General features: G+C 62.8%; 20 protein-coding genes. 7 read left to right on the top strand and 13 right to left on the bottom strand.

The features are described from left to right. Positions 1 to 151: 151 nt before the first annotated feature. Complete coding sequence (locus U0034_RS10460; RefSeq protein WP_085228396.1) at positions 152 to 1,048, bottom strand: LysR family transcriptional regulator; 897 nt, start codon at positions 1,046 to 1,048, stop codon at positions 152 to 154. A gap of 110 nt (positions 1,049 to 1,158) precedes the next feature. Between U0034_RS10460 and U0034_RS10455 the strand changes: the two genes are divergently transcribed. Beyond that, positions 1,159 to 2,028 carry an SDR family oxidoreductase gene (locus U0034_RS10455; protein WP_085228395.1) on the top strand — a complete coding sequence of 290 codons (870 nt, stop codon included), beginning with the start codon at positions 1,159 to 1,161 and terminating at the stop codon, positions 2,026 to 2,028. Positions 2,029 to 2,369: 341 nt separating this feature from the next. Further along, positions 2,370 to 3,557, top strand: coding sequence for a hypothetical protein (locus tag U0034_RS10450; RefSeq protein WP_139831169.1), 1,188 nt, complete (start codon positions 2,370 to 2,372; stop codon positions 3,555 to 3,557). 26 nt (positions 3,558 to 3,583) lie between these two features. On the opposite strand, the gene argC is transcribed toward U0034_RS10450, so the two are convergent. Continuing rightward, positions 3,584 to 4,516, bottom strand: a complete 933-nt coding sequence (argC, locus tag U0034_RS10445) for an N-acetyl-gamma-glutamyl-phosphate reductase (protein WP_085228393.1) — start codon at positions 4,514 to 4,516, stop codon at positions 3,584 to 3,586. Positions 4,517 to 4,642: 126 nt separating this feature from the next. Here argC and U0034_RS10440 point away from each other — a divergent pair, with 126 nt between their 5' ends. After that, entirely contained in the window at positions 4,643 to 5,527 is an 885-nt protein-coding gene (locus U0034_RS10440; protein ID WP_085228392.1) for a LysR family transcriptional regulator, read from the top strand. On the opposite strand, the gene U0034_RS10435 is transcribed toward U0034_RS10440, so the two are convergent. The 3 genes from U0034_RS10435 to U0034_RS10425 all read right to left on the bottom strand — a co-directional run bounded on the left by U0034_RS10435 (position 5,514) and on the right by U0034_RS10425 (position 9,254). Further along, entirely contained in the window at positions 5,514 to 7,190 is a 1,677-nt protein-coding gene (locus tag U0034_RS10435) for a glycoside hydrolase family 32 protein (RefSeq protein ID WP_085228391.1), read from the bottom strand. The two genes, U0034_RS10440 and U0034_RS10435, sit on opposite strands and share 14 nt — an antisense overlap. Before the next feature lie 138 nt (positions 7,191 to 7,328). Then, positions 7,329 to 7,583 (bottom strand): GntR family transcriptional regulator, encoded by a 255-nt coding sequence (locus U0034_RS10430; RefSeq protein WP_233212132.1) that lies wholly within the window; start codon positions 7,581 to 7,583, stop codon positions 7,329 to 7,331. 96 nt (positions 7,584 to 7,679) lie between these two features. After that, positions 7,680 to 9,254, bottom strand: coding sequence for a glycoside hydrolase family 68 protein (locus U0034_RS10425; RefSeq protein ID WP_386092283.1), 1,575 nt, complete (start codon positions 9,252 to 9,254; stop codon positions 7,680 to 7,682). Between the two features lie 261 nt (positions 9,255 to 9,515). Between U0034_RS10425 and U0034_RS10420 the strand changes: the two genes are divergently transcribed. Next, entirely contained in the window at positions 9,516 to 10,526 is a 1,011-nt protein-coding gene (locus U0034_RS10420) for a substrate-binding domain-containing protein (protein ID WP_176072621.1), read from the top strand. Between the two features lie 131 nt (positions 10,527 to 10,657). Here U0034_RS10420 and U0034_RS10415 read toward each other — a convergent pair whose 3' ends face one another. Together U0034_RS10415 and U0034_RS10410 are read right to left on the bottom strand one after the other, a co-directional pair. Beyond that, positions 10,658 to 10,999, bottom strand: coding sequence for a VOC family protein (locus tag U0034_RS10415; RefSeq protein ID WP_233212133.1), 342 nt, complete (start codon positions 10,997 to 10,999; stop codon positions 10,658 to 10,660). Positions 11,000 to 11,148: 149 nt separating this feature from the next. Next, positions 11,149 to 11,586 (bottom strand): hypothetical protein, encoded by a 438-nt coding sequence (locus U0034_RS10410; protein WP_085228387.1) that lies wholly within the window; start codon positions 11,584 to 11,586, stop codon positions 11,149 to 11,151. A gap of 87 nt (positions 11,587 to 11,673) precedes the next feature. On the opposite strand from U0034_RS10410, the gene U0034_RS10405 reads away from it, so the two are divergent. Beyond that, positions 11,674 to 12,237, top strand: a complete 564-nt coding sequence (locus U0034_RS10405; RefSeq protein WP_085228386.1) for an HD domain-containing protein — start codon at positions 11,674 to 11,676, stop codon at positions 12,235 to 12,237. Between the two features lie 27 nt (positions 12,238 to 12,264). Here U0034_RS10405 and U0034_RS10400 read toward each other — a convergent pair whose 3' ends face one another. From U0034_RS10400 to U0034_RS10375, 6 genes are all read right to left on the bottom strand, one after another. Continuing rightward, a complete protein-coding gene (locus tag U0034_RS10400; RefSeq protein WP_085228385.1) occupies positions 12,265 to 12,510 on the bottom strand; it encodes a hypothetical protein in 246 nt (81 codons plus the stop codon). A 61-nt stretch (positions 12,511 to 12,571) separates the two neighbouring features. Continuing rightward, positions 12,572 to 13,006, bottom strand: a complete 435-nt coding sequence (locus tag U0034_RS10395) for a hypothetical protein (RefSeq protein ID WP_085228384.1) — start codon at positions 13,004 to 13,006, stop codon at positions 12,572 to 12,574. Next, the gene (locus U0034_RS10390) at positions 13,003 to 14,163 is read right to left on the bottom strand and encodes a PAAR domain-containing protein (protein ID WP_244142500.1); all 1,161 of its coding nucleotides are present in this window, start codon (positions 14,161 to 14,163) and stop codon (positions 13,003 to 13,005) included. Before U0034_RS10390 ends, U0034_RS10395 begins: the two co-directional genes overlap by 4 nt. Positions 14,164 to 14,248: 85 nt before the next feature. Continuing rightward, entirely contained in the window at positions 14,249 to 15,067 is an 819-nt protein-coding gene (locus U0034_RS10385; RefSeq protein WP_085228382.1) for a DcrB-related protein, read from the bottom strand. 91 nt (positions 15,068 to 15,158) lie between these two features. Next, positions 15,159 to 15,950, bottom strand: coding sequence for an ankyrin repeat domain-containing protein (locus tag U0034_RS10380; RefSeq protein WP_102623142.1), 792 nt, complete (start codon positions 15,948 to 15,950; stop codon positions 15,159 to 15,161). Next, complete coding sequence (locus tag U0034_RS10375) at positions 15,950 to 18,949, bottom strand: type VI secretion system Vgr family protein (protein WP_085228553.1); 3,000 nt, start codon at positions 18,947 to 18,949, stop codon at positions 15,950 to 15,952. The genes U0034_RS10380 and U0034_RS10375 overlap by 1 nt, the downstream gene beginning before the upstream one ends. A 437-nt stretch (positions 18,950 to 19,386) precedes the next feature. On the opposite strand from U0034_RS10375, the gene U0034_RS10370 reads away from it, so the two are divergent. Together U0034_RS10370 and U0034_RS10365 are read left to right on the top strand one after the other, a co-directional pair. Further along, positions 19,387 to 20,874 carry a hypothetical protein gene (locus U0034_RS10370; RefSeq protein ID WP_085228381.1) on the top strand — a complete coding sequence of 496 codons (1,488 nt, stop codon included), beginning with the start codon at positions 19,387 to 19,389 and terminating at the stop codon, positions 20,872 to 20,874. Between the two features lie 159 nt (positions 20,875 to 21,033). Further along, complete coding sequence (locus U0034_RS10365) at positions 21,034 to 21,825, top strand: bestrophin-like domain (protein ID WP_085228380.1); 792 nt, start codon at positions 21,034 to 21,036, stop codon at positions 21,823 to 21,825. The last annotated feature ends 156 nt before the right edge of the window (positions 21,826 to 21,981 follow it).

The following is a 21,981-nucleotide window of genomic DNA, read 5'->3' as shown; positions in this document are numbered from 1 at the left end:
GCGGATATCTGATCGACGAGTTCAAGCGTCAATGGCTTGTTCGCGTCGAGGGTCTTTTTGCGTCCATGTACTTCCAGCCATCGCCGTCTCCCGGGTTGCGATAGAACGCGGCGATTGCCACATACTTCGTGTCCGCCTGGGCAATGCTCCCCTAACCCGCCCCGACATAGCCCGCCAATTCTTCCGCCCTTCCCAAAGGAAATGCCTCCTTGAGATGATCGAGAAAAGCCGAAACGCGAACGCTCAGCAACCGCCTGGAAGGATAGAGCGCCCATAGCGCGATTTCGGGGCCCTCCACGTCGCCCCAATACGCCAGCGTCCCGGCAGCCAGATCACGACTCACGAGCGACACCGGCAGGCAGGCCGCCCCCACGCCAAGACGAACCGTATCGCGGACCATGATCAGCGACGACAGATGAGCAACCGGCTTGATCGATATTCGCGATTTGCCGCCCGCACCTGTGACGTCCCAATACACTCTCCGATCCTCGGCCCCACGCAATATCGCCGGAGTAGCCGCCCCCTCGGTCGGCCGCGGCAAATCCGGCGCCGCCACCACCACCAGCCGATCGCGCAGGAACACGCGCCCGATCAGGCTTTCGTCCCGATCGGGGTTGACTCGAATCACGACGTCATACCCCTCCTCGACCATGTCGACAGGCCGATCTTCGGTCGTCACCTCCAGCAGCACGTCGGGATATTTCAGCGCAAACGTGGCAACCAGCTTGCCCATCGCAACCTGCGAAAACAGCACCGGCGCACTGATACGCAAGCGGCCGCGCGGCCGCTCGTTTCCCGATGCAATCGCAGCGGCGCTCTCGGCAAGCTCGGCCAGCAAAACGCCTGTCCGCTCGTAAAGGGCACGCCCCTCCTGCGTGAGCTTCACGCCGCGCGACCCTCGCTCGAACAACCGGAGATCGAGACTGTTCTCGAGCTCCGCGACCCGCCGGGACAGCGTCGCCTTCGGGCGCCCCGCCGCACGAGCCGCCTCCCCAAAACTTCCGTGACGAGCAACGAGATTGAAATCCGTGAGCGCAAGCAGGTCCATGTGTTCCGCCAATGAGACACCGCGTCTATTTATAGCATCTTCCGAACCAACAATGGATCACTTAACTTGAAGGGGAAGTCAACCCTCATCCTCATCAAGGAGCGAACATCATGACCATCCTCGTTACCGGCGCCACCGGCCGCGTCGGCCGCCAAGTCGTCAATCAACTCGCCGGCCGCGGCGCTCACGTGCGCGCGCTCGTTCGCGATTCCTCGAAAGCCGATTTTCCGGCCGGCGTGACTGTCGCAAAGGGCGATATGCTCGACATCGACTCGCTTCGCACCGCCTTCGCCGGAATCCGCACGTTGTTCCTGCTCAACGCCGTGGCCGGCGACGAATTCACCCAGGCACTCATCGCCCTCAATATCGCGCGCGAATCGGGCGTCGAGCGACTGGTCTATCTGTCGGTCATGCACGCCGATCGCTTTGTAAACGTGCCGCATTTTGCGGTGAAATCCGGCGCCGAACGGATGATCGAACGGATGGGGTTCAGCGCCACCATCCTGCGCCCGGCCTACTTCATGGATAACGAGTTCATGGTGAAGGACGTCATCCTCAATCATGGCCTCTACCCGATGCCGATCGGCAGCAAGGGCGTGGCCATGGTTCACACCCGCGATATCGCGGAAGTCGCGGCTATCGAACTGGTCCGTCGAGACGAAGCGCCAGGCAAGTTGCCGATCGACACGCTCGACCTCGTCGGGCCCGACACGCTCACCGGCTCGGCACTCGCCTCCATCTGGTCGCAGGTCCTCGGCCGCCCTGTTGCCTACGGCGGCGACGATCCCGCCGCGTTCGAAAAGAACCTCGCGGATCGGGTGCCGAAATGGATGGCCTATGAGATGCGCCTGATGGCCGAGCGCTATGTCAGCGACGGCATGGTGCCGCAAGCGGGGGACGTCGAGCGACTGACCGCGATTCTGGGCCGCCCGCTGCACACGTACCGCGACTTCGCCATCGAACTGGCACGCGGAGCCTGATGCCCCATCATCGCCTGCGCGGCATTGCGCGTCCGCGCAGGCACGATCGAAACGGCCGAGTCCGGTCACCCCGACATCGGCAGCGCAGTTCGCATTTCCAGACAGCACAGTATGGCGCACTTCTTAAAATACAAACCAGCTAAACGCCTTAAAATCTCACAATCGAAGACACTCATCAATCCGATATATAACGCCACCATTTTCTTTAAAAAAATTCAGTATTTAATCTGAAAATCTCGCTCATACTATTTTCCATAAAAGCGATCGATAAACACCTGCGTGCGGCACGCATGAAGGAGCGTCGCGCGCGGCCTCATTGCACCGAAACCAAGGAGCGACCCGTGACCGAGGAAACCTTTCGCTGGCATCCGGACCGAGACGATGTCTACGACGGCAATGTGTTCAAGGACACCTTACTGGGCGATGTTCCCTGTAGCGCGTTTCGCAAGATTGCCGGCAAAAGTTTCACCATGAATGGCGGCAGTCATTCGTTGACGCTTGCGCCCGTGCCCGAGGACATCGACGTCTTCATGGAATGGGGCGAACCGGCCGAATCCTGGATTGACAATCCCCCGCTTACGCGGATAGCGATCAATAGCGGAACGCTGAAAATGGTAGCCGGAGTGCCCACCAGCACCGCGGTAGCGGTACTGGGGCTCGGCGTCGAGGATGCCGTCGTGCAACTCGATATCACCGGCACCTTCACCGTTCAAGACGTCAATGTCGAAGGATCCGGCCGCCCCGTCGACGACGGGCCGGTGCCGGCCTCGACGATCAACATCTACCCGAATGGAAGGTTCCTCGTCGGCAAGGAAAACGCTACGCGGGTGACGGGCTTCGCGGGAGGGTTCGATATCAACGTGCACGACGGCGGTACGATGAGTGTTACCGCCCACACCCTCGATTTGACCAGCGGAACCTACACGATAGGCGATCGTGCCGCAGCAGGCCCCTGCTCCGTCGAATTGATCGCGCAGCCCGCCACGGCATCGCCGGGCGACGTACCCGTGAGCGATGCCGATGGCGCACTCCTGAGCGACAACCTGCGCATTTCGTGCACGTCGGCCTCCTCGAGCCGCCTCCAGGCCATATCCATGGCGTTCACGGCTACTCACATCAAAGCCGAGGACACCGCTTCCCTCACCATCGGATGCAATTCGATCGCGTTCGACGAGTCCGTGAAAACAGACCGCCCCGTCGTTTTCGAGACCGGAACGATCTTTGCCGTCGGCCAGGGATCGGCCGTCATATCGTTCACAAGCGCGAGCGGCGGGCCCGCGCCGTTCAAATTCACCGATATGGCCAGGGAATACCCCAAAGGTCTGTTCAATTTCGTCACCGCGGACGGCGCCAACAAGGGCAAATTCAAGTTCCTCGACATCGGCAGCGCCTTCGACTTCTCCGCCATGATTCACCGGGGCCTCATCACCATCGACGGAACGCCCGATAACGGAGCAAAGACGACATGGGGCTGGGAGGTCGATCCCGAACTGCCATCGAGGTCTTACTTCACCATCCACCTGAAATAACGCGGCTGTCTCGGCGCTCGGCCTCGCTATGCCCGCGCGCTCAGCATCAGATCCAGGTTCTGCACCGCCGCACCCGATGCGCCTTTGCCCAGGTTGTCGAAAACGGCGGACAGCAGGACCTGTCCATGTCTTGCATTGTCGAACACGCCCAGGCCGAGGTCGTTGGTCCCGTTGAGTGCCTGTGGGTCGAGATGGCTTGCCGCCCGCGCCGCGGCAAGCGGCATGACGTGGACGTGCCGCGCGGCGGTGTAGCGATGCACGAGGCACGCGTGCAGTCGTTCGCCGTCGACGCCTGCGGGCAGCTGACGCAGCTCGATCGGCACGGTCAGCACGATGCCTTGCCGGTATGCGCCGTACGCCGGCACGAAAAACGGCCGATGCGCGAGTCCCGCGTGTAGTGCAATCTCCGGCGTGTGCTTGTGCTCGAGCGCCAAACCGTAGACCTGAAACGGTGCGGGATGCGAGGCGCCGCCCGACTCGAAGGCATCGACCATCGTCCGGCCGCCGCCCGAGTAGCCCGACACCGCATGAATGGCGAACGGATAATCGTGCGGAACGAGGCCCGCCTCGATGAGCGGCCGCAGCAACGCGATGGCGCCCGTCGGATAGCAGCCCGGATTGGTGACGCGCCGCGCTTCGCGAATGCGCTGTTCATGACCGGGCGCCATCTCGGGGAATCCATACGTCCAATCCGGCTGCGTACGATGCGCGGAACTCGCATCGATCACGCGGACTTCGGGATTCCGGATGAAACCCACCGCCTCGCGCGCCGCCGCATCGGGCAGGCACAAAATCGCAACGTCGCATGCGTTGACGGCCTCGGCGCGCCGCTTCGCATCCTTGCGCTCGGATTCCGGCAGCGTGAGCAGTTGAAGGTCCGTACGCTCGCGCAGGCGTTCATGGATCTGCAGGCCCGTGGTGCCTTGGTCGCCGTCGATAAATACAGTGGGGAGAGTCATGATGGCCGTGCTCCTCGATTCAGCGCGATGCGCCGGGAAAGCCCCTATCGTCTCCGGATGCATACAATACGAAAAGTTGAATTTACTGACCGCTTGATTCAACTTTTCTGAACTGGATATCTGCCGATGAGAGAGATCAGCCTCGACCGCCTGCGCACGCTCGTCGCCATTGCGGATCATGGATCGTTCGCGGCTGCCGCGCAGCTGCTGCATCTCGCGCCGCCCACCGTCAGCCTGCATATCGCCGAATTGGAAAACCGCGTGGGAGCGCCCTTGCTTTCCCGCAAGCGGGGAAACGTGCGGCCGTCCGCGGTCGGCGAAGTGCTGGTGGAACGCGCGCGCAGGTTGCTGGCCGAAATCGAATCGACGCTCGATGACGTCAGCCGGCAAGTGCAAGGGCTGGCGGGCCGGGTAAGGCTCGGCGCCTCGACGGGTGCCATCGCTCATCTGTTGCCGCGCGCGATTGCCCAGCTGCGCGTGCTTCGTCCGGAGATCGACGTGCAGATTGCCGTGCTCACGTCGCAGGACACGCTCGCCCGCCTCGCGCAAGGAACACTCGACGTGGGGCTCGTCGCGTTGCCGCAGTCCGCCGTCGCAGGGCTCGTCATCCGGCCGTGGCGGCGCGACCCCGTCATGGCCTTCGTGCCCGCCGACTGGCAGCCGCCGGCACGCGTCAGTCCAGCCTGGCTCGCGACGCGGCCGCTCATTCTCAACGACGCCACCACCCGCCTCTCGCGCCTCACGTCGGAGTGGTTCGCGGCAGGCGGTTATCGGCCGGCGCCGCGCATCGAACTCAATTACAACGACGCCATCAAGAGTCTCGTCGCCGCCGGCTACGGCGCCACGCTCCTGCCGCATGAAGCAGGCGCTCCGCCGTCCGATGCGCGCGTCGCGATGCGGCCGCTGCGCCCGGCCATGTGGCGAAAGCTCGGCATCGCGCACCGGGCGGGACTCGTCGAACGCGCGACCCAGCACGTGCTCGACGCGCTGCACGAGCTTACGGTGCGGTAGGTGCCCGCGCCAGCTTGCGAAGACCGCGCGCATCGCGTTCCAGGTTCGTCACCGCGATGTCGGCGAATACCGCGCTGCCGCCTTCCGTGAATATCGCCACGCGGTCATCGCGATCGGTCGGGAAGATCAGGTCGGTGACGCTCACGCGCCCGTGACCGGCGAATACCTCGATCGAGCCTTTGTCGACAACGATATCGAGCCGCAGCTTGCCCTGCTCGAGCGGCAAGTGGACGATGTGCTCGAGGCTGAACGTTGGGGCAAAAGCGGTCAGCCCCGAAGCCGAACGATCGACGGTCAGCGTTTTATTCGCCGTATCGTAGAAAATCCGCGTGCCGACACGGCCGTCTGCCGAGCGTCGAACGATCAGGCCCGCGCGCCGCGCGTCTCGCGGCTCGATCGACAGCGAAAGCATCTGCACCGTCGCATGCGTGGCGGCCGGAAGCTCGCGAACGCCCGACGACACGCCGAGCGGCGCCAGATGAATGGACGGCCGATCGCGCGCACTTGCCGCGAACGGCTCGGCAATCGTGGATACGAGTCGCGGCATGCCATCGATCGTCCTCAGCGCCAACGTGCGCGGCACGGTCATGGCGCCCTTCCACGGCGCGGTGGGAACGCGTGCGGCGTAGTCCCAGTTGCTCATCCACGCGATTGCGACAGGTGCGTGCCCCGGGGTATTGGCGAAAGTCCCCGCCGCATAGAAATCGGCCCCGTGATCGAGCCATCGATAGCGCGCCGGGTCGGCCCCCGCAGGCGGAACGTCGTCCGGCTTAAATGTCTTGCCGTCGAAGCGGCCAACGAAATACATCGCCCCCGAGCCGCCCGCTATCGACCACGGATTGACGTTGACGATCATCACCCAGCGCACGTCGTGGGGATTGCCGTCGAGCGGCAGCGCCAGCAACTCCGGCATCTCCCAGAGCGCTCCGCGATGCGGCACGTCGGGCAGCGTGAAATCGCTGAGAAACGACCAATGGATCAAATCGCTCGAGCGATAGAGCTTGACGACCTGCGCGTCCGCCACCACTGCCGTCATCAGCCAGTACCCGCCGGGGGCATACCACGTCACCTTCGGGTCGCGGAACTGGCGCGATTCCGGCTCGAGCGTCAGCACCGGATTGTGAGCGTAGCGGTGCCACGTCTGCCCGTGGTCCATGCTGTAGGCCAGCGACTGCGCCTGTACCCCCGGCTCATGCCCCGAGCCGGGCTTGTAGACGCTCGTGTAAAGCGCTACGAGCGGCGACGAGCCGGCCGGCCCGAGTCCGGACGTATTGTGTGCATCCACGACGACCGAGCCCGAAAAGACCTCCTCTTTCTCGTTCGCGCGAATCGCGACTGGCTGTTCTTCCCAATGCACGAGGTCGCAGCTCGTCGCATGCCCCCACGACATGTCGCCCCAGAAGTTGTCGTTGGGATTGTGCTGGTAGAAGAGGTGATAACGCCCGTTCTCGTACACCAGTCCGTTGGGATCGTTCATCCAATTGCGCTGCGGCGAATAATGCAGTGCCGGGCGCCACTGCGGTGTATCCACGCCGTCGGCAGCCGATGCCGTGGCAGGCGGCGCAAGGCACGCGACGGCCGACACGGCCAACGCCGCCACCGAGGACGTGCACAGTGCGCTCAATTCTCGAGCGAATGCCGATGATGGGTGCTTCGTAGTCATAGATGATCCTGCTGGTCTCCTGCGCTGAACATTGCTTTGCACGACAAGACGCACGGGCAAAGCGGGTGGGGCGGGTGGGGCCTGCGCAGGCCTCGAGCCGGGAGCACCTCGAAGCGTCTCGAAGCACTCGAAAGCGGCTCAGCCCGCTTGCTCGAGAACGACCGTGCCCCGGCGCGTGCGGCCCGCGGTCAACCCGCGGCGCGCCGTCTCGCGCAGTGCACGGTTGACCGTGTTCACGTGCAGCCCCAGAAAGTCGGCGAGCAGCTGCTGTGGCGGCAAGCGGCTCCCCGCCTTGATTACGCCGGCGTGCACGGCGTTTTCGATGCCGTCCGCCAGCGCGAGATACGCCGGTCTCGTCCGCGCGGGCAGCGCCGCGATCCACTCGTACATCATGACTTCGCCGATGCGGATAGCCGCGCGGTCAGGCAGCGGCGTGCCTCGCCGCCCGCTTGCCGCCCGGTTGCTGCCGGATTACCGCCTTGCAGCAACTCAGTCGCTCGCGTTGGCGCTATCGGCATGGCTCGCACCGAGCGCGGGCATGTTGGCCGGAATATCGCCATACCCGCCGAGCCCGCCTTTGCCATACGTGCGATCGACAGCCGTCGACGTGCCGTTGATGTTGATCTTCACCGTCGGTGCAAGCGTGCCGCCACGGCGCGGCCCGATCGCATCGATGAACGATTCGACCAGACCGCCCGGCATCATGTAATGCGAATACGACTGGAATTCGCGCGGATTCTGATTCGGGTCCTGGGCATAAGGCGCGCCGATCGGCGCAGCGAAGTCGGTCGGGTTGCCGAGCACGAGGCCGCCGCCCTTGTTGAGCGGCTCGAAGTCGCTGCGAATGCCGTTGCCGACGAAGCCATAGACGCCGTCCGGGCCGTCGACGCCTGCAGCCATCGTCGGCCGGTGGCTGATCGTGAAGAGGTAGTACTTGCCGTCCTTCATGTAGATCTGCGGACGCTCGGTCTGGTCGTTCACGCAGTTCGCCGAGAGAATCGGCGGCAGGAACTTCCACTCGGTCAATCGCGCGTTCGTGGCAACGGCGAGGCCCACGTTCGCCTTCTGGTAGATCGCCCCCGAATCCATCACCGCGTTCAGGTTCTCGCCGTACGGATCGTTGGGCGCATAGCCGAGATCCGCCTCGGTGCAGGTGCGCGCGCCACGCGGGCCGCCGGTGTTGCCCTCGAACACCATATACGTCTTGCCCGGGTGCGCCGGATCGGTGAACACGAACGGGTCGCGGAACGAGTAGTACGTGTTCTGCTGCCCTGTCTGGTACATCTCGCCGTCCGGTTGCAGCAGCGGCTTGTGGTCGTCAAAGCCGGTGAACCAGACGTGCTTCGCATCCGCGTGAATGTGGCCATCGGCCCGCGTGATGACGGCGATCGGCGGCGTGATGTCCGAGCCGCCCGGCGCAGAGCGGTTGAACGACAATGCCGTGTAGTAGAGGCTCACGGTGCTGCCGCTCACGAGGCGTGCGGAGCCCGACCATTCGGCGTTATCGGTCGTCGGCGCACTGCCGAATACTTTCGCGCTGGCCCCCGCCGGGAAGAGATGACCACCCCAGATCCAGCCGCCGTTGGCGGGCCGCTGCCAAGCCGGTATGCCCGCACGCCGATAGAAAAACCCGATGCGCGCGTGCACGTGGCGATCGTCGAACGTGTAACCCGCGTGCGGATCGGCCGTCAGCGAAAAAATGACTTCCCAGCCCTTGAAGCTCAACTGATTCGCGCGCATGTCCGCGAGCGGCCACGTGTCCCACACCCACACGTTCGAATTCATCAGCGGGAAATTCTGCGGGATGTCCGGCATCGTCAGCGCAAGCGGCAACGAGTTCTTGTCCACCGCCGTGGCGGTGTGGGACTGAGCGAGGATCTGACGAATGTCGGCGCGCGTCCACCGCATCGTGAAGTTGCTCTCAGGGTCATAGGCCTGTTGCGTGTGCCGCGTCGGCGCGGGGAAGCCCGACGCAGGCACGCTCGGATGGGAGCCGGTTCCACCGGAGCCGGACCAGGACCCGGACGTCTGCGCATGAGCCAACGAGGCTGCGACCGCGGACATGACGGCAAGGCCCGTCAGCAAACGTTTGCTCACGCAAGGGCGAAGCGCAAGGAGGGGGAAAGGGGGAGGGGTCATCTTGGCGTTGAAGGGGGTTGAAAGAAACGTCGAAGGCAACTATCCAAACCGGTTTGGATGTTAATTCAAACCGGTTTGGATATCAACGACGATTCCGCGAACGAGCGTGCGAAGCGAAGCGGCGGCAGTCGGGGGATTGCCGCGGGCGAACGAGCCCGGAACAATGACGACTTCTCGAGGAACGATGTGAAGATCAATCTCAAGGCGTTATCCAGTTCGCTTGGCCTGTCGCGCACCACCGTCAGCCGGGCGCTCAACGGTTACGACGACGTAAGCGAGGCCACGCGCGAGCGCGTGATGAAGGCCGCGCGCGAGCTCGGCTATCAGGCCGATCCCACCGCGCGCCGGCTTGCCACCGGCCGGGCGGAGGCGGTAGGCATCGTCTATCCGTTCGGCGCCGACGATCTGGGCGATCCGCGTTTCGGCGAAGTCGTGGCGGGGATCACCGAGCGCCTCGCGCAATCCAACCTCGATTTCATCATCGTGTCGGCACGGCCCAATGCCGAGTTGGACACGTATCGGCGGCTCCTCGATAGCCGCCTCGTGGACGGGCTGATCGTGGCGCGCACGCTCGTGGACGATCCGCGCATCCGTCTGCTTCAGGAACGTGGGTTTCCGTTCGTCGCATACGGCCGCACCGATAGCGCGCAGCCGTATAGCTGGTTCGACTTCGATAACGAGGCGGGCGCACGCGCGGCTGCCGAGCGGCTGATCGGCTTCGGCCATCGGCGTATCGCGATGATCAGTGCGCCGCTTCGGTTGAGCTTTGCCGCGCAGCGTCGGGAGGGGTTCGTCGGGGCGTTACGGGAGGCGGGGCTGGCACCCGATGGCGCGCTCATGGTCGAGACGACGTTCGACCGCGAGGGCGGATATCGGGCGGCTCAGGCACTGTTGAGCCGCGAAGAGCGGCCTTCGGCTTTGCTCGTCGACAACAATATCGCCGGGTCGGGGGCCTTTCGGGCGATCGTCGATAGCGGACTGCGGCCGGGGAAAGATATTTCGTTGATCGTTTATGACGGCGTGCCGGCCGATGTAGCCGCGCCGCTCACCGTCACCGCCGTCGTGCAGCCGACGGGGCAGGAATCGGGCCGCGTGCTCGCCGACCTGATCGTCAAAACGATAAACGGCGGGACGCGCGATGCGCATGAGTTGGCGGCGCCTCGGATCGAAACGGGGGATAGTGACGGGCCGGTGTAAGCGGCGACTGGCCGGGCTGGCTGCAGGTTGCGAATCGCGTCTTGCGGCCCGATCGACATTCTTGCGCAGCGCCGTACACCGCGCGGCCCGTTGCAACTTTTTGCCGGTTCGGCGGCTTGGCGCGTCTGGCTTCAGTTGCCGGCAAAAGCCCGACTCGACACTGAAACCGAGTTTCCGTCCGGATCCTTCGCATTGGCGAAGCAATAGCCGTCCGCCTGATGAGTGGGACCGAACTGCAGGCCCTGCAACGAGCACTGCTGCTTGAAGCCCTCCACGTCCTCGACATCGAATACAAGCTTGACTGCCGCCTGCCCTGTTTTGGCGCCTTTGGCCGCCTGATGAACCATCAGAATCGCGCCGCCGTTGGAAGGCGTCAACTCGGTGATTCGGTCATCAGGCTTCGACTCGCTCATGAATCCGAAATGCCGTTCGTAAAAGGCACATGTTTTCTGCACGTCCCGCGCATACAGCATGATTCTGTTCAACGACGGTCCCATTCGTTCCTCGTATGTTTTCCAAGACTTGGACTGCCAACGCCGGTCGCACGAATCTTGGGTTCGGCCATCGTGTCTCTCCACCACTGCAGCGCGACCTGGTTTCGCCGGCAGGTCCGCAGTTCCAATCAGGCCGGCAACCGGTGATACGAGAAAAGCTTGCCCTTCGGATCTATCGTTACGCCCTCGTGCAGCCACGAAAAGAAATCGATCATGCACTCGTCGTCGGACCAGTTATCGACCACCACCATTGGCGGCCAGTAAGTCACCTCATATGCAACGTTGCCCTCCACTACCAGCACGAATCGCTTCCGTCCATCAGGCAGCGCAGTAAGATCCGACGACACCGCTGACTCGACGAGCAGCCATTGCCGATCATCCATAAACGCCACTGGCCCGACTTGTGTGGCGAACAGGCCGTAGTAATGGCCGCGAAGCTCGATAAAGAATCCCCGATCGACGGTGCCGCCAGGAGCCCTCTCCGAAACCCTTTGTACGCCTCGCTCGGCATGGTATTCGAGCACGTGCCCTGCCTGATCGAAGCCTCGGATCGTCAGCAATTTCATACGCGTTACCTATCCGCAGCGCTCCGCCACTCCCCCGACGCTACAATCACTCTGCTCAAATCGATCTCGCTACTGCGCTCGCATTCAATGGAACCGATCAACGTCGCCGCCACGCCCGTCATACTCACCGACGCCTGGATCGAGGCATGGAAATTCGCAACGGACGCGCACCACGGGCAAACGGTCCCCGGTTGCGAGCGTCCCTATCTTTGCCACATCGGTGCCGTCGTGATCGAGTTGCTGGCCGCTCATGCCGCAGCCCCGATCGATGACATCCACCTCGCCGTCGTCTGTGCGGCCTTGCACGACTGTATCGAGGACCAAGGCGTTTCCGCCGCGACATTGTGCGACAAATTCGGCCCGGCCGTGGCGGCCGGCGTGCAAGCGCTGAGCAAGAACCCATCGCTCGCGAAACATCATGCGATGGCCGACAGCCTGGAGCGGATTCGCAAAGAACCGAAAGCAATATGGTGCGTAAAAATGGCCGACCGAATCACGAACCTTGCACCGCCACCCGCACACTGGTCACCAGAAAAAACCGCGGCATACCGCAACGAGGCTCGAACGATCCTCGATGCGCTCCGCGATGCGCATCCCGTCCTCGCGGCTCGGCTCGAGCAAAAAATCGAGCACTACCCGCCGAGCGCTTGAGCGCACGAGACACCCGGTTGCCCGCGCTCACCGACTGCGCATACCTCCCCGTTCCTTGCCGGCGGCATAGACCTCCCTCGTAATTTCGTCGCCGTACAGCAACGCATCGTTATAAAGACGATTGTCGTGCGGAATCGGGCCGGTCTCCTTTTCGCCGTAGAACTTCCGATAAACCTTTTGTTCGAGGTAATCCCATCGAAACATCACATCTTCGAACGGATAGTCGACGTAGAGGTCTTCACGGCCGAAGCGCTCCCCTTTGTTGATGCCCATAACCTTTCTCGCCAGGTTGAACAAGCCGCCGATATGCGAGCGACGGCCTGCTCCTGGTACCTCATGCCTTCATTAATCGCTCTATGTAGCGGATCCGCGCGTCGTGATCGCGACTCAACTTATATATGAAGGCGAAGCGGTCCTCGTCTTCGTCACGCTCTGGAGCGAACTTATTGAACGTCGGGTCGTGCGCCCACCAAGCCTCGTATTCGACTTCAAAATCGTCGATCCCGAACGTGGTCGTCTTTCGATCGAAATTGTGTTGATAGACAACCGGCGTGACACCGCCGATTTCCCACCGACGGGCCTCCATTTGGAGATACAGCTTATCGTCCTCGGCGTACACGCACAGGACTCGGCCTTCTACCGGATTGATGTTCCCGCGCCGCGGCAGGCTTTCGTCGCGAGCGGGCGTCAACACGCCTGTCGCCTTATCAAGGACAAACCGAGGCATCGACGGCAGAAGATTGTTCAGCAGAATTTTGGGCTCGTTCATTGCACCTTCGCAATACCAGTGAGTACGTCCATGCTCGGATTCGACCTCGTAGCGCTACCGATGATGTCTTGCGGGCTCTTGCCTTGCTCAATCAGGTAGTCGTAGCTCGGCCCGGTTTTGTCGCCGTACTTGGCCAGATTCCGTTCATATACCGTCGGGAGTTCGTCTTCCGAGTAGAACGAGAGCCGCGATTGATTGCGGTCGATGACAATCTGCCTTGCAATGTCTTCGTCCGACACCCCGCCAGCCCGCTGCTCCTCGATCCAGGAACGCTTGTGCTCCAGCCCTTCATGGTATTCCAACCGTTTGCCTCGCGCAGCCGCCGTGGCATCAGCATCCGTCCAATCGACACCCCACTTCGCCTGGTGGAACTCCGTGCCCTCTTTGGGCATATAGCCGTAAACGCCTGAGGGATTTGCCTCCAGGTCAGCCGGTACTTGCTTGATTGAGTAGTCGAAGCGCGATGTCGCCGGCAACGAAGTAGTCCCGGTTTTGCCGACCGTTGAAAGGCGCGCCGCCCCCTTCGCCCCCGCCGCACCACCCAGCAAGCTCCCCCCGAGCATCGACCACTTCTGCCCGTCCGAGCCCTCGCCGAAGACCTTGCCGCCAGCCCACGCGCCCAGCTCGCCGCCGGCCACGCCGCCCACCGTGCCAAGCGCCGCCACCAGTGGCCCCGCCAGCACCGCCGTCGCCGCGAACCCCACCGCGAGCATCGTCCAGTTGACCCACGCCGGCACTTCGGGACTGATATCGTCCGTCGTCGCTGTCGTGCCGCCGATGAACACGTTCGGCGAGCCGTCGCTGATCTCCGCGCTACAGGTGAGCTTGTCTGTCTTGCGGCTGGCCGGCTGGCTGTTGATGAACACCGACGCCGATCCCTGCGCAACGACCTGCGGGCCCGAATGGTCCTTGCACGTGCCCTTGCTCAAATGCGCACGCATCGCGGATCGACTGTTGATGAAGACGTTTGGCGATCCTTCCGTCAAACTCCCCGTCACATGCCGCGGTGCCCATGACATCGTGCCGAGCAGCTCGCCCAATCCGCCGCCCGCCGCCGCACCGGCCGCAACCGCGGCGACCACCGTCAGTGCCGCGCCACCGGTCAGCACCACCGCGGCGGCGCCGATCACCGCGCCCGCGATCATGCCGGCAATCATCCAGCCCTTCGATGCGGTATGCGCGACCGGATCGCCGAATCGCGCCGCTGCCAGCAACTCGCTCATAGGCTTCGCCGCAGAGCGCTCATGCCGATTCGGCCGCGCTGGCCAGATAGGCGCGCACCGATTGCACCGTCGACAAGGCGCCCGGCCCCTTCACGTGCGCGAGATCCGAAAGACGCGCCTGCAATGGCTGCATCGCCTTCGGGTCGACGGTCCATAGCAGAAACTGCTTGGCCCCCTCGCCCGCGCCCCATCCTTCGCGCCCTTCCGGGGCGGGCCGCAGCGCCAATTCCGCCCCCTTCGCGTCGTAAAACGTCACGCCCTCGAACATCTCCTTGATGTCGTGCCGAAAAAGCTCGGCCATGCTGCCCACCGAGTAGAGCGTCTTGCTGTTTTCGTGCAAAACGAACACGACGCCCGGCGTGGATGGATCGAGTGCAGTCGGCGTGAAGGCGCGCTCGGCTTTCTTCAGCTTCACGCTGCGAACGAGGTCGTCGTATTCCTGCGTCCACTCGGGCGTGAATCCCCTCTGGCAGGTGCCGATGAAGCTCACCGCCTGCCGCGTCTCACCGCCGTCGAGCGGCTGGAAAACGACGGTCTGACGTTGATGCAAAAGCGTGCCGTCCGATACCCACTGGTAGTCGATCTCGCGCGCCGTCTCGCCATCGATTTCGCGGTTGCTCAATTGCTTCAACTGAAAACGCAAAAACGACTTGCGCATTTCGGCAACGAGGCGCGTAACGAACGTATCGACCGTATCGTCAGGCTCTGTCTGCGCCCGGGAAACGACAAACGTGAATGGGCTTTTTCCGGCCTCGTCCACGGTGAACAAATGCAGCGTCTTGTCTTGGAAACGCGCGGGCAATTCGATCGACGCGTCGTTCATCTGATACTCAGGCATGGCTCTTACTCGCTATCGGCGCGCGCGGCCGGCACCGCAACCAGCTGCACGCGCATGCTTCGTTCTTCTTGTCTGCTTGCCGCAAACGCCCTCAGGCCGGCGGCCATTGCACGCCCGCTGCGATCACGCGCTTTCGTATCGCCTCGATCCGCTCCACCTGGGGAGAATCCTTCGGCGTGCTCGCGAGCTCGTTGTAGAGCGTCTTGGCGTACTTCAATCCGTTCTCGTTGGCCACGGCCGGATTGGCACCGTGCGCCAGCAGATAATCGACGACATCCCACTGGCGAAGGCGCGTAGCGCCGAAAAGCGCCGTCTCGTGCAGCGAATCCTTGATGTTGACGTCGGCCTTGTGCTCGACGAGCAGGCGCAGCATCGGCAACAGATTGTCCTGGCATGCGGCGAACAGGAGCGGCGTATCGCCGTCATAGCGCAAATTCGGATTCATACCTCCAGCGAGCAGCGCGCGCAGGAAGTTCGGCGTATCCGCGCGTACGGCCATGTAGGCCACGTTGCCGTCGTTGCCGAATACCTGCTCCGGCTTGGCACCGTCCTTCACGAGTTCGCCGAGGATCTGCAACCGGGGGCTGTCCGCCTGCGCTTTCACCGGCACGGCCTCCTGCAGCGCAAACGCGAGCAGCGTCATGCGCCTGGCGCCAGGCGCCGCCAGGTCGGTCTTCGGCGCAAGCGCCTTGACGCGCGCAAGATCGCCATCGCGAATCGCCTGCGCCAGCGCCAGTTGAGTACCCGTAAAAAAAGCCTCGGGTGGAAAGCGTTCGAATCGAGCCATATGGGTTCCCTGGGCCTCGGCGGGCGTCCAGATCGACGAAGCGGCGCCTATCGCCGCGACGAACGCACCCGCGACCGCCACGGTTTTGTATCGCATCACTGTCCGGATAGTTGAGAAAGCAACGAAGATTGCTGTTCGGCGACTGCCGCGTTCATGCCGTTCGTGACGTCGCCCATCATATGCCGCCCGACCGGGGTGAGGCTGCTGCCGGGAATGTCGATCTGCTGGCCTACGGCATTCGGCATCAATGCTCCCGTCACGAGCGTCGCTCCACCGAACTGTCCTTCCTGCATGCCGGTGAGAATGTCGCCGTCCACACGGTAGTTCTTGATCGCGGCGGCCTGCGGCGTCGCGCCGTACATGCCGAGCGTGCCCGAATCGAGCCCCGCGGCATTGAAGGTCGTGGCCGAGGCGCCACTCGATTGAGCGGCAGCGGCGGCAAGCCCGCCGCCCAACGAATGTCCGGTGATATCGAGCCCCTCGGCACCGCCCGAATCGCGAATCTTCTTGCCGATGCTGACGGCCTGTCCGTAATACGGCGAGTCCATGCCGATGCCCTGGGCGAGATTGTTCTCCATGTCCTCGCCGAGCAGTTGTTGCGTGCCCTTGAAAGCGACGGCCGGCTTCATGCTGTCGCCGAATACAGCGGGATCGGGCGCGTACGCCTGAGCGCCGAAGTTGCTGCCGGGGATCTTGAAGTCGCCCGGCTTGAGCCCGAACTTCTTCAAGGCGGCCGGATCGTCGGAAATGTTCTTCCAACCGGGCGGCGCCGTACCCGGCGTATAAACCGCATTCGCGAGCGCGGCCATCTGCTGCGCTTTCACGGTTTCGCGCAAATGCCGCGCCTCCGCCTGGATCTTGGGATCCGCGCTCGCGAGCCCCGCCGCGATGATGGCCTGCTGGTTCGCCCATTGAATGGCCATCGCCTGCTCGGGCGTGACGAAAAGGCCCTGATTCAAATGAATCACGGGCCCGTCGATGAAGATCCCGCTCTGATTGATGATGATGCTCGAGGCGCCATGCGACAGCTTGATGCTGTCGGGTTTCAAGGTGACGACGCTCGCACCCACGCGGTGCTCGATTTCGTCGGTCGCCTGGTAGCTTTGCGTACCCGGGCCGGCATCGCCCGAGACGGCTTGCACGCCCACGGAGTTGGCCGTCGTGAAACGCGCCTTCGCAATTTTTTCCGTCAGGCTGCCCTGCCCGATGTTTTTCGCTTCGTCACCCTTATGAACGGTGATCGAGCGATTGCCCGCTTCCACCGAGCGGACTTCGTTGTCCTTGATGACGGCGTTCAAATCCTTTTGCGCATGCACGAACACCTCTTCGGCGCCCGCCACATCGGAAAACCGCAGCTCGTTGAACCCTTTGCCCTTGTGCGTCTGGCTTCGGATGCCCATCGTCTGGCCATTCGTGCCGTGATACGGGTTGCCTGCCGCGCCGTTGAAGACGCGGCCGACGATCACCGGGTTATCGGGGTCCCCTTCGTTGAAGGCGACGATGACCTCCTGCCCGATACGCGGGATCGCCGAGCCGCCCCAGCCGTTGCCGGCCCACGGCTGCGACACGCGCACCCACATCGAATCGTTGCCGTCGAGCTTGCCGCGCCGATCCCAGAAGAAGTGCACCTTCACGCGGCTGCCGTCGGTGTAGATCTCCTCGCCCTTCGGCCCCACGACGATCGCGGCCTGCGTGCCCTGCATATAGGGCTTCGGCGTGTGGCGCTCGGCGCGGTACGGCACGGTTTCCGGCAGGCAGGTGAAGGTGTTGCGATAGGGCGTGCCCGCGTTTTGGCGCGTGTAGTCGTTCACGGCCTCGTGGCGGACGTGCAGCGTAACGTATTCCTTTTGGTTGTACGCCGTGTTCGGATGATTCACGAGCGTGAACCGCCCGGCCGTCGTCAGCCCGCAGGCATATCCGCTGCCGTTGAAACGCCGCGCCTGGGCCTCCTCGGCCTCCATCGCGTAGCGGGCGTAACGCTTGCCGTCGTCGTGATAGTCGTAAAGCGACCGGTACTCGTAGCGTTCCGTCGTGCCGATGTTCGGATGCGCGAGCCGGCTCGTCGGCGCTTCCACATACATCAACGACGAAGTCGGCCGGTTGTAGTTGAAATCGCGAAAGGCGATCTTGCCGACCCGGAATTCAAACGCTTCGTCCCAACGGTCGATGCCGCTTTTTTCGCTCGCCGCACTGTCGGCATAAAACGGAATCGTTTCGAGGCGCGCGATCTTGTCGAAGGTCGCATTCGTGTCGCCGATCAGCAGCACGTGCTTGTCCTTCTCGTACCGGAACGTCCACCACATCCCCTCCTGCTCCATCAGCCGGGCGCAGAAGTTGTAATAGGACTCCTGGTACATGACGACGTATTCGAGCGGCTTGCGTGACGTCCGGATGTCGAAGGCAAAATCCGAAAAACCGAGCTCCTGGAAGATCTCGGTCAGGATCGCCTGTGCGGTCTTGTTCTGGAAGATGCGGCAATCGGTGGAGCGCGTGAGAAACCAGAACCATGGCACGACCGTCATCTCGTAGCGCGTGACGGTGCCCGAATGCCCCACGCGCGCGAACGAGGCCACGTAGCCGTCGAAATAGCGATTTCCCTCTTCGGGCGCGGCGACGATCATCGCCAGCGTCGCATTGGCGCGCTCGGGATGCAGCGTCAGCTTGACGCGTTGTCCGACGATCGACTCGGGCGCGACATCGCGCTTATGCGAGAGGAGATCGAGATGGATCTCGGGCAGCCGGCTGACGTACTCGTCGATTACAGCGGTGTTGACGAGCAGCACGTCGGCGCCGAGCGGCGACTCCAGCGTCACGAACCGGTTGGCTTGCGTGAGGCGCGGCTGCGCCGCACCCGACACGCTGTTGAGCGCATCGGCAATCGAAGCCGGCGTTTTGCCCAATAACGACAATCCGGTCTGAGCCAATTGCACGGCACGCGCGGTTTCCCCGAGGAGTCCCGCGCCAGGCATGCCGGCCATTGCGCCGATCTGCCCCGCCAACCCCACCATCGTTCCGAGCTGGCCTGATGGCGCATGGATACCGCCCGGCGCAACCGGACTGCCGCCATTGGCGGCTTCGTTGGAAGTAAAGCTCATGTTGAACCCCGTAGGGAACGCCGGGCTTTGGCCCATGCGGTGACGGCTGTTGATCGACGCTTATCGGTCGGCTTCTTGAAAGTTTCGGTAATGTATCAAAATTTCGCGTAAACGCTAACAGTCACACAACTATTAGATGTTGCGCTCTTTGTATTACAACGCCCCCAATGCGGCGACCGCAAATAGCAAGAAATAATTACCTGACCGCTTCAGCATTCGGCAATATCGACCGGCCTTCTTGCGTGAGATGGGGCATCTATTACTGCGGCGCTCAAGGCTCTTTCGCCAGGCGAGGCGAATATTCGCGGGCTATGCCGCATCTCGGCAGTTGGCCCGAGGAAACTGCCGGGATCTATCTTCCTTGTCGACTTTGCGAATCGTCGACGCCCGATCAGCGACACGCGTTTTGCCGCCCGGCAGACGGAGCCATTAGATCCATGACCATCCGAGGAACTTCACGCAGTCATTCGCCTACTACCGACGCTTCGTCGTATTCGGAGAGGGAACATGCTGCCGCCCCCGCCGCCGAGTCGTCCGGTGCGCCTGCGGGCACGCAGGCGTCCGGCGCGCTGCGCCGCCTGTTGCAGATGCGCCGGCGTCGTAGCCAGTCGAACGCACCGGTCGAGCAGGCCTCTTCGAGCACGCCGCGCGATTTGCGGCTACATACGGCCGTGCTCAATACGGACGCACGTGCCGTACGGATGCTCGTCGCATCCGGGCTAAAGCCCGTCTATCTGGACGAAGAGCGGCGGACACCGCTCGACGTACTCGATGCCATGCCGATTGATGCCGCGTCGAGACGCACGCTCCGTAGCGCGCTGTTGGGATCGCAAAATCCGTCGGCGCCGCAGCGATATGTCAAGCCCGAAGCATTCCACGGAAGCCCATGGGGCTTCGAAATCTTGATGTCCGGTGAACTGCGAAGCGGGGCAAACGACGCAAAGGGCGGCACGCAATCTCTGGAAGGCAAGGTGTTTTTCTCGGATCGAACACCCGGTTCGCCGCTCGAGATAACCATTCGCACCGATTTACGCAAGAATGCCCGCTTGTATTCCAACGGCTATGGATGGAAATCCACCACCGCGACGAGCCGCGGATTTCAGTATCGGATGGCCCAGGCCATGCTGGACGGCATACACCGGCAAGCCCCCCTTAATATGAGCGGCGAGCCTGAAATGATCCAGGTGGACGACTGGAGCGAAATAGAGCCGGGCGTGGTCGATTATCTGGCGCAAGCTCTTCACAAAACCGGTTCGTTCGAAAAGCCAGAGTTCGAACATGCATCGCTGCATGAAATGTTCGAGGCGATACGGCTGCCGTCCTCACTGACATTCACGGTCGGTCATGCGCACACGACTTTTGTGGAGGGACCGCAGCTATGGGACCTCTATGCGCGCGCAGCGGCGCAGCTCAAGCAGAACCTGGAAAGCGGCAAGGCGCCGCTTCTTGCCATGATCAACGAGGGACGCGTGGTGCCGATTGTGTTCGGGTTCGAGAAAGTTTTCGAGCTGCAGTCTCATACGATTCGTTACAAGCCGCCGAAAGGTAGGAAGGACTATTCTTATCAGAGCGAAAACCACCCGTTAAGCGGATCGAGCAAGGGCGGACGCCTTAAGGAAATCGAGGTACGCCACCTGCATGACCTGGCTACCCTCACCGTCGCCTGCCTCGCACGGGGCGTCGTCATCCCCGACGATGTCACCATTCGCATCAAGCAATACGCGGCACAGGCGCCGCAGGCGGAATACTGGACAGCGGCGCAACGCGCGGCATTCGAAGCGACGCTGATCGACGCCCTCGCGCATTGGACGGGACATCATTCCGGCGAAATGCGCTACGTTCTGGCAAACGCTCCGATCGAGCAGTTGCAGGCCTTCAATGCGCATCTGAGAAGCCTTCCGCTGGCACATCCACCCCGTACCTGACGACATCGCTGGTCTGCCGCGGGTGCGAGCCCGCATGGCCCGCCTTCGTGACAACGCAAACGCGCACTCGCGCTGCGCTGCGCGAACCTGGCCCGACTCTGTTAGCCTCCTCGTGGTTTGCCGGCGCAAAGGCCGTGGGCTTCTTACTCCGGAGCGATAGTGTCCGAAATCGAATCTGCGTTATTGGTATTTTTGCTCGTTCTGGCCGCCACGACGGTCGGTGTGGTGCTGCGCCCACGGCTGCCCGAGGAGCACAAGGCGGACGAAACGGTGCAATTGATTCAGCTCGTCATCGGCATGCTGGTTACCTTTGCGGCACTCGTGCTGGGGCTGCTGACCGCTGCGGCGAAGGACAGCTTCGATACGGTAGCCGCCGACTTCCGGCAACATGCCGCACAATTGATTCAGCTCGACGCGCAATTGCGCGACTATGGTCCGGATACCGACGTTGCGCGCCGGCTATTGCGCGACTACACAGCGGCAATCGTGGCCTCGACTTGGCAGGAAAAAAACGGCCGGGCAGAAAATGACGGCCACAACGAGTTGCCGGGGCAACAGCTCGAGGATGCGCGCCTCGGACAAACGCTGCGCGCCGCCGGGCGCGAAGTACGGCGGCTCGAACCGCGCGACACCTATCACCGCAAGCTGGCCGACGAGGCACTCGCCTCGTTGATACAGCTCGATCATGAACGCTGGAAATTGATCGAGGAGGCGCGCAGTTCGATCTCGAAGCCGTTTTTCGCCATGCTCACGTTTTGGCTGATGGCCATTTTTTTGAGCTTCGGGCTAATCGCTCCACGCAATGCATTGGCATTGGTCACGATTACGCTCGGCGCACTGTCGATCGCATCGGCGATCTACGTCATCGTCGACCTCGAAACGCCGCTATCCGGCTCGTTCAGCATTTCCGGCGAGCCGATGCGCGATGCGCTCGCTCACTTGAGCCGCTGACTCGCGCTCCCCGAATATCCGGCCCTCGGCTCCGGCGACGAGCGGCCCATCAAGCGCCCCTTTAAGCGGCCCCTCAAGCGGCCCTTTAAGCGGCTCCTGAGCCGCCCTGAACGGCCGGGCGCTCCGCGCAACGCAATTTCGCGCCCCACCACAGCG

It is taken from the genome of Trinickia caryophylli, from assembly GCF_034424545.1.
GTDB lineage: Bacteria > Pseudomonadota > Gammaproteobacteria > Burkholderiales > Burkholderiaceae > Trinickia > Trinickia caryophylli.
This window is presented reverse-complemented; position numbering and strand designations above follow the sequence as displayed.

What these genes read in the sequence shown, in the direction of transcription:
- U0034_RS10405 (WP_085228386.1), top strand. Translation starts at nt 11,674, where the DNA reads ATGGAACCGATCAACGTCGCCGCCACGCCCGTCATACTCACCGACGCC.
- U0034_RS10440 (WP_085228392.1), top strand. Translation starts at nt 4,643, where the DNA reads ATGAGAGAGATCAGCCTCGACCGCCTGCGCACGCTCGTCGCCATTGCG.
- U0034_RS10430 (WP_233212132.1), bottom strand. Translation starts at nt 7,583, where the DNA reads ATGATGTACGAGTGGATCGCGGCGCTGCCCGCGCGGACGAGACCGGCG.
- U0034_RS10415 (WP_233212133.1), bottom strand. Translation starts at nt 10,999, where the DNA reads ATGCTGTATGCGCGGGACGTGCAGAAAACATGTGCCTTTTACGAACGG.
- U0034_RS10390 (WP_244142500.1), bottom strand. Translation starts at nt 14,163, where the DNA reads ATGATTGCCGGCATGATCGCGGGCGCGGTGATCGGCGCCGCCGCGGTG.
- U0034_RS10380 (WP_102623142.1), bottom strand. Translation starts at nt 15,950, where the DNA reads ATGCGATACAAAACCGTGGCGGTCGCGGGTGCGTTCGTCGCGGCGATA.
- U0034_RS10425 (WP_386092283.1), bottom strand. Translation starts at nt 9,254, where the DNA reads ATGTCCGCGGTCGCAGCCTCGTTGGCTCATGCGCAGACGTCCGGGTCC.
- U0034_RS10395 (WP_085228384.1), bottom strand. Translation starts at nt 13,006, where the DNA reads ATGAACGAGCCCAAAATTCTGCTGAACAATCTTCTGCCGTCGATGCCT.
- U0034_RS10370 (WP_085228381.1), top strand. Translation starts at nt 19,387, where the DNA reads ATGACCATCCGAGGAACTTCACGCAGTCATTCGCCTACTACCGACGCT.
- U0034_RS10400 (WP_085228385.1), bottom strand. Translation starts at nt 12,510, where the DNA reads ATGGGCATCAACAAAGGGGAGCGCTTCGGCCGTGAAGACCTCTACGTC.
- U0034_RS10410 (WP_085228387.1), bottom strand. Translation starts at nt 11,586, where the DNA reads ATGAAATTGCTGACGATCCGAGGCTTCGATCAGGCAGGGCACGTGCTC.
- U0034_RS10385 (WP_085228382.1), bottom strand. Translation starts at nt 15,067, where the DNA reads ATGCCTGAGTATCAGATGAACGACGCGTCGATCGAATTGCCCGCGCGT.
- U0034_RS10375 (WP_085228553.1), bottom strand. Translation starts at nt 18,949, where the DNA reads ATGAGCTTTACTTCCAACGAAGCCGCCAATGGCGGCAGTCCGGTTGCG.
- argC (WP_085228393.1), bottom strand. Translation starts at nt 4,516, where the DNA reads ATGACTCTCCCCACTGTATTTATCGACGGCGACCAAGGCACCACGGGC.
- U0034_RS10455 (WP_085228395.1), top strand. Translation starts at nt 1,159, where the DNA reads ATGACCATCCTCGTTACCGGCGCCACCGGCCGCGTCGGCCGCCAAGTC.
- U0034_RS10460 (WP_085228396.1), bottom strand. Translation starts at nt 1,048, where the DNA reads ATGGACCTGCTTGCGCTCACGGATTTCAATCTCGTTGCTCGTCACGGA.
- U0034_RS10435 (WP_085228391.1), bottom strand. Translation starts at nt 7,190, where the DNA reads ATGACTACGAAGCACCCATCATCGGCATTCGCTCGAGAATTGAGCGCA.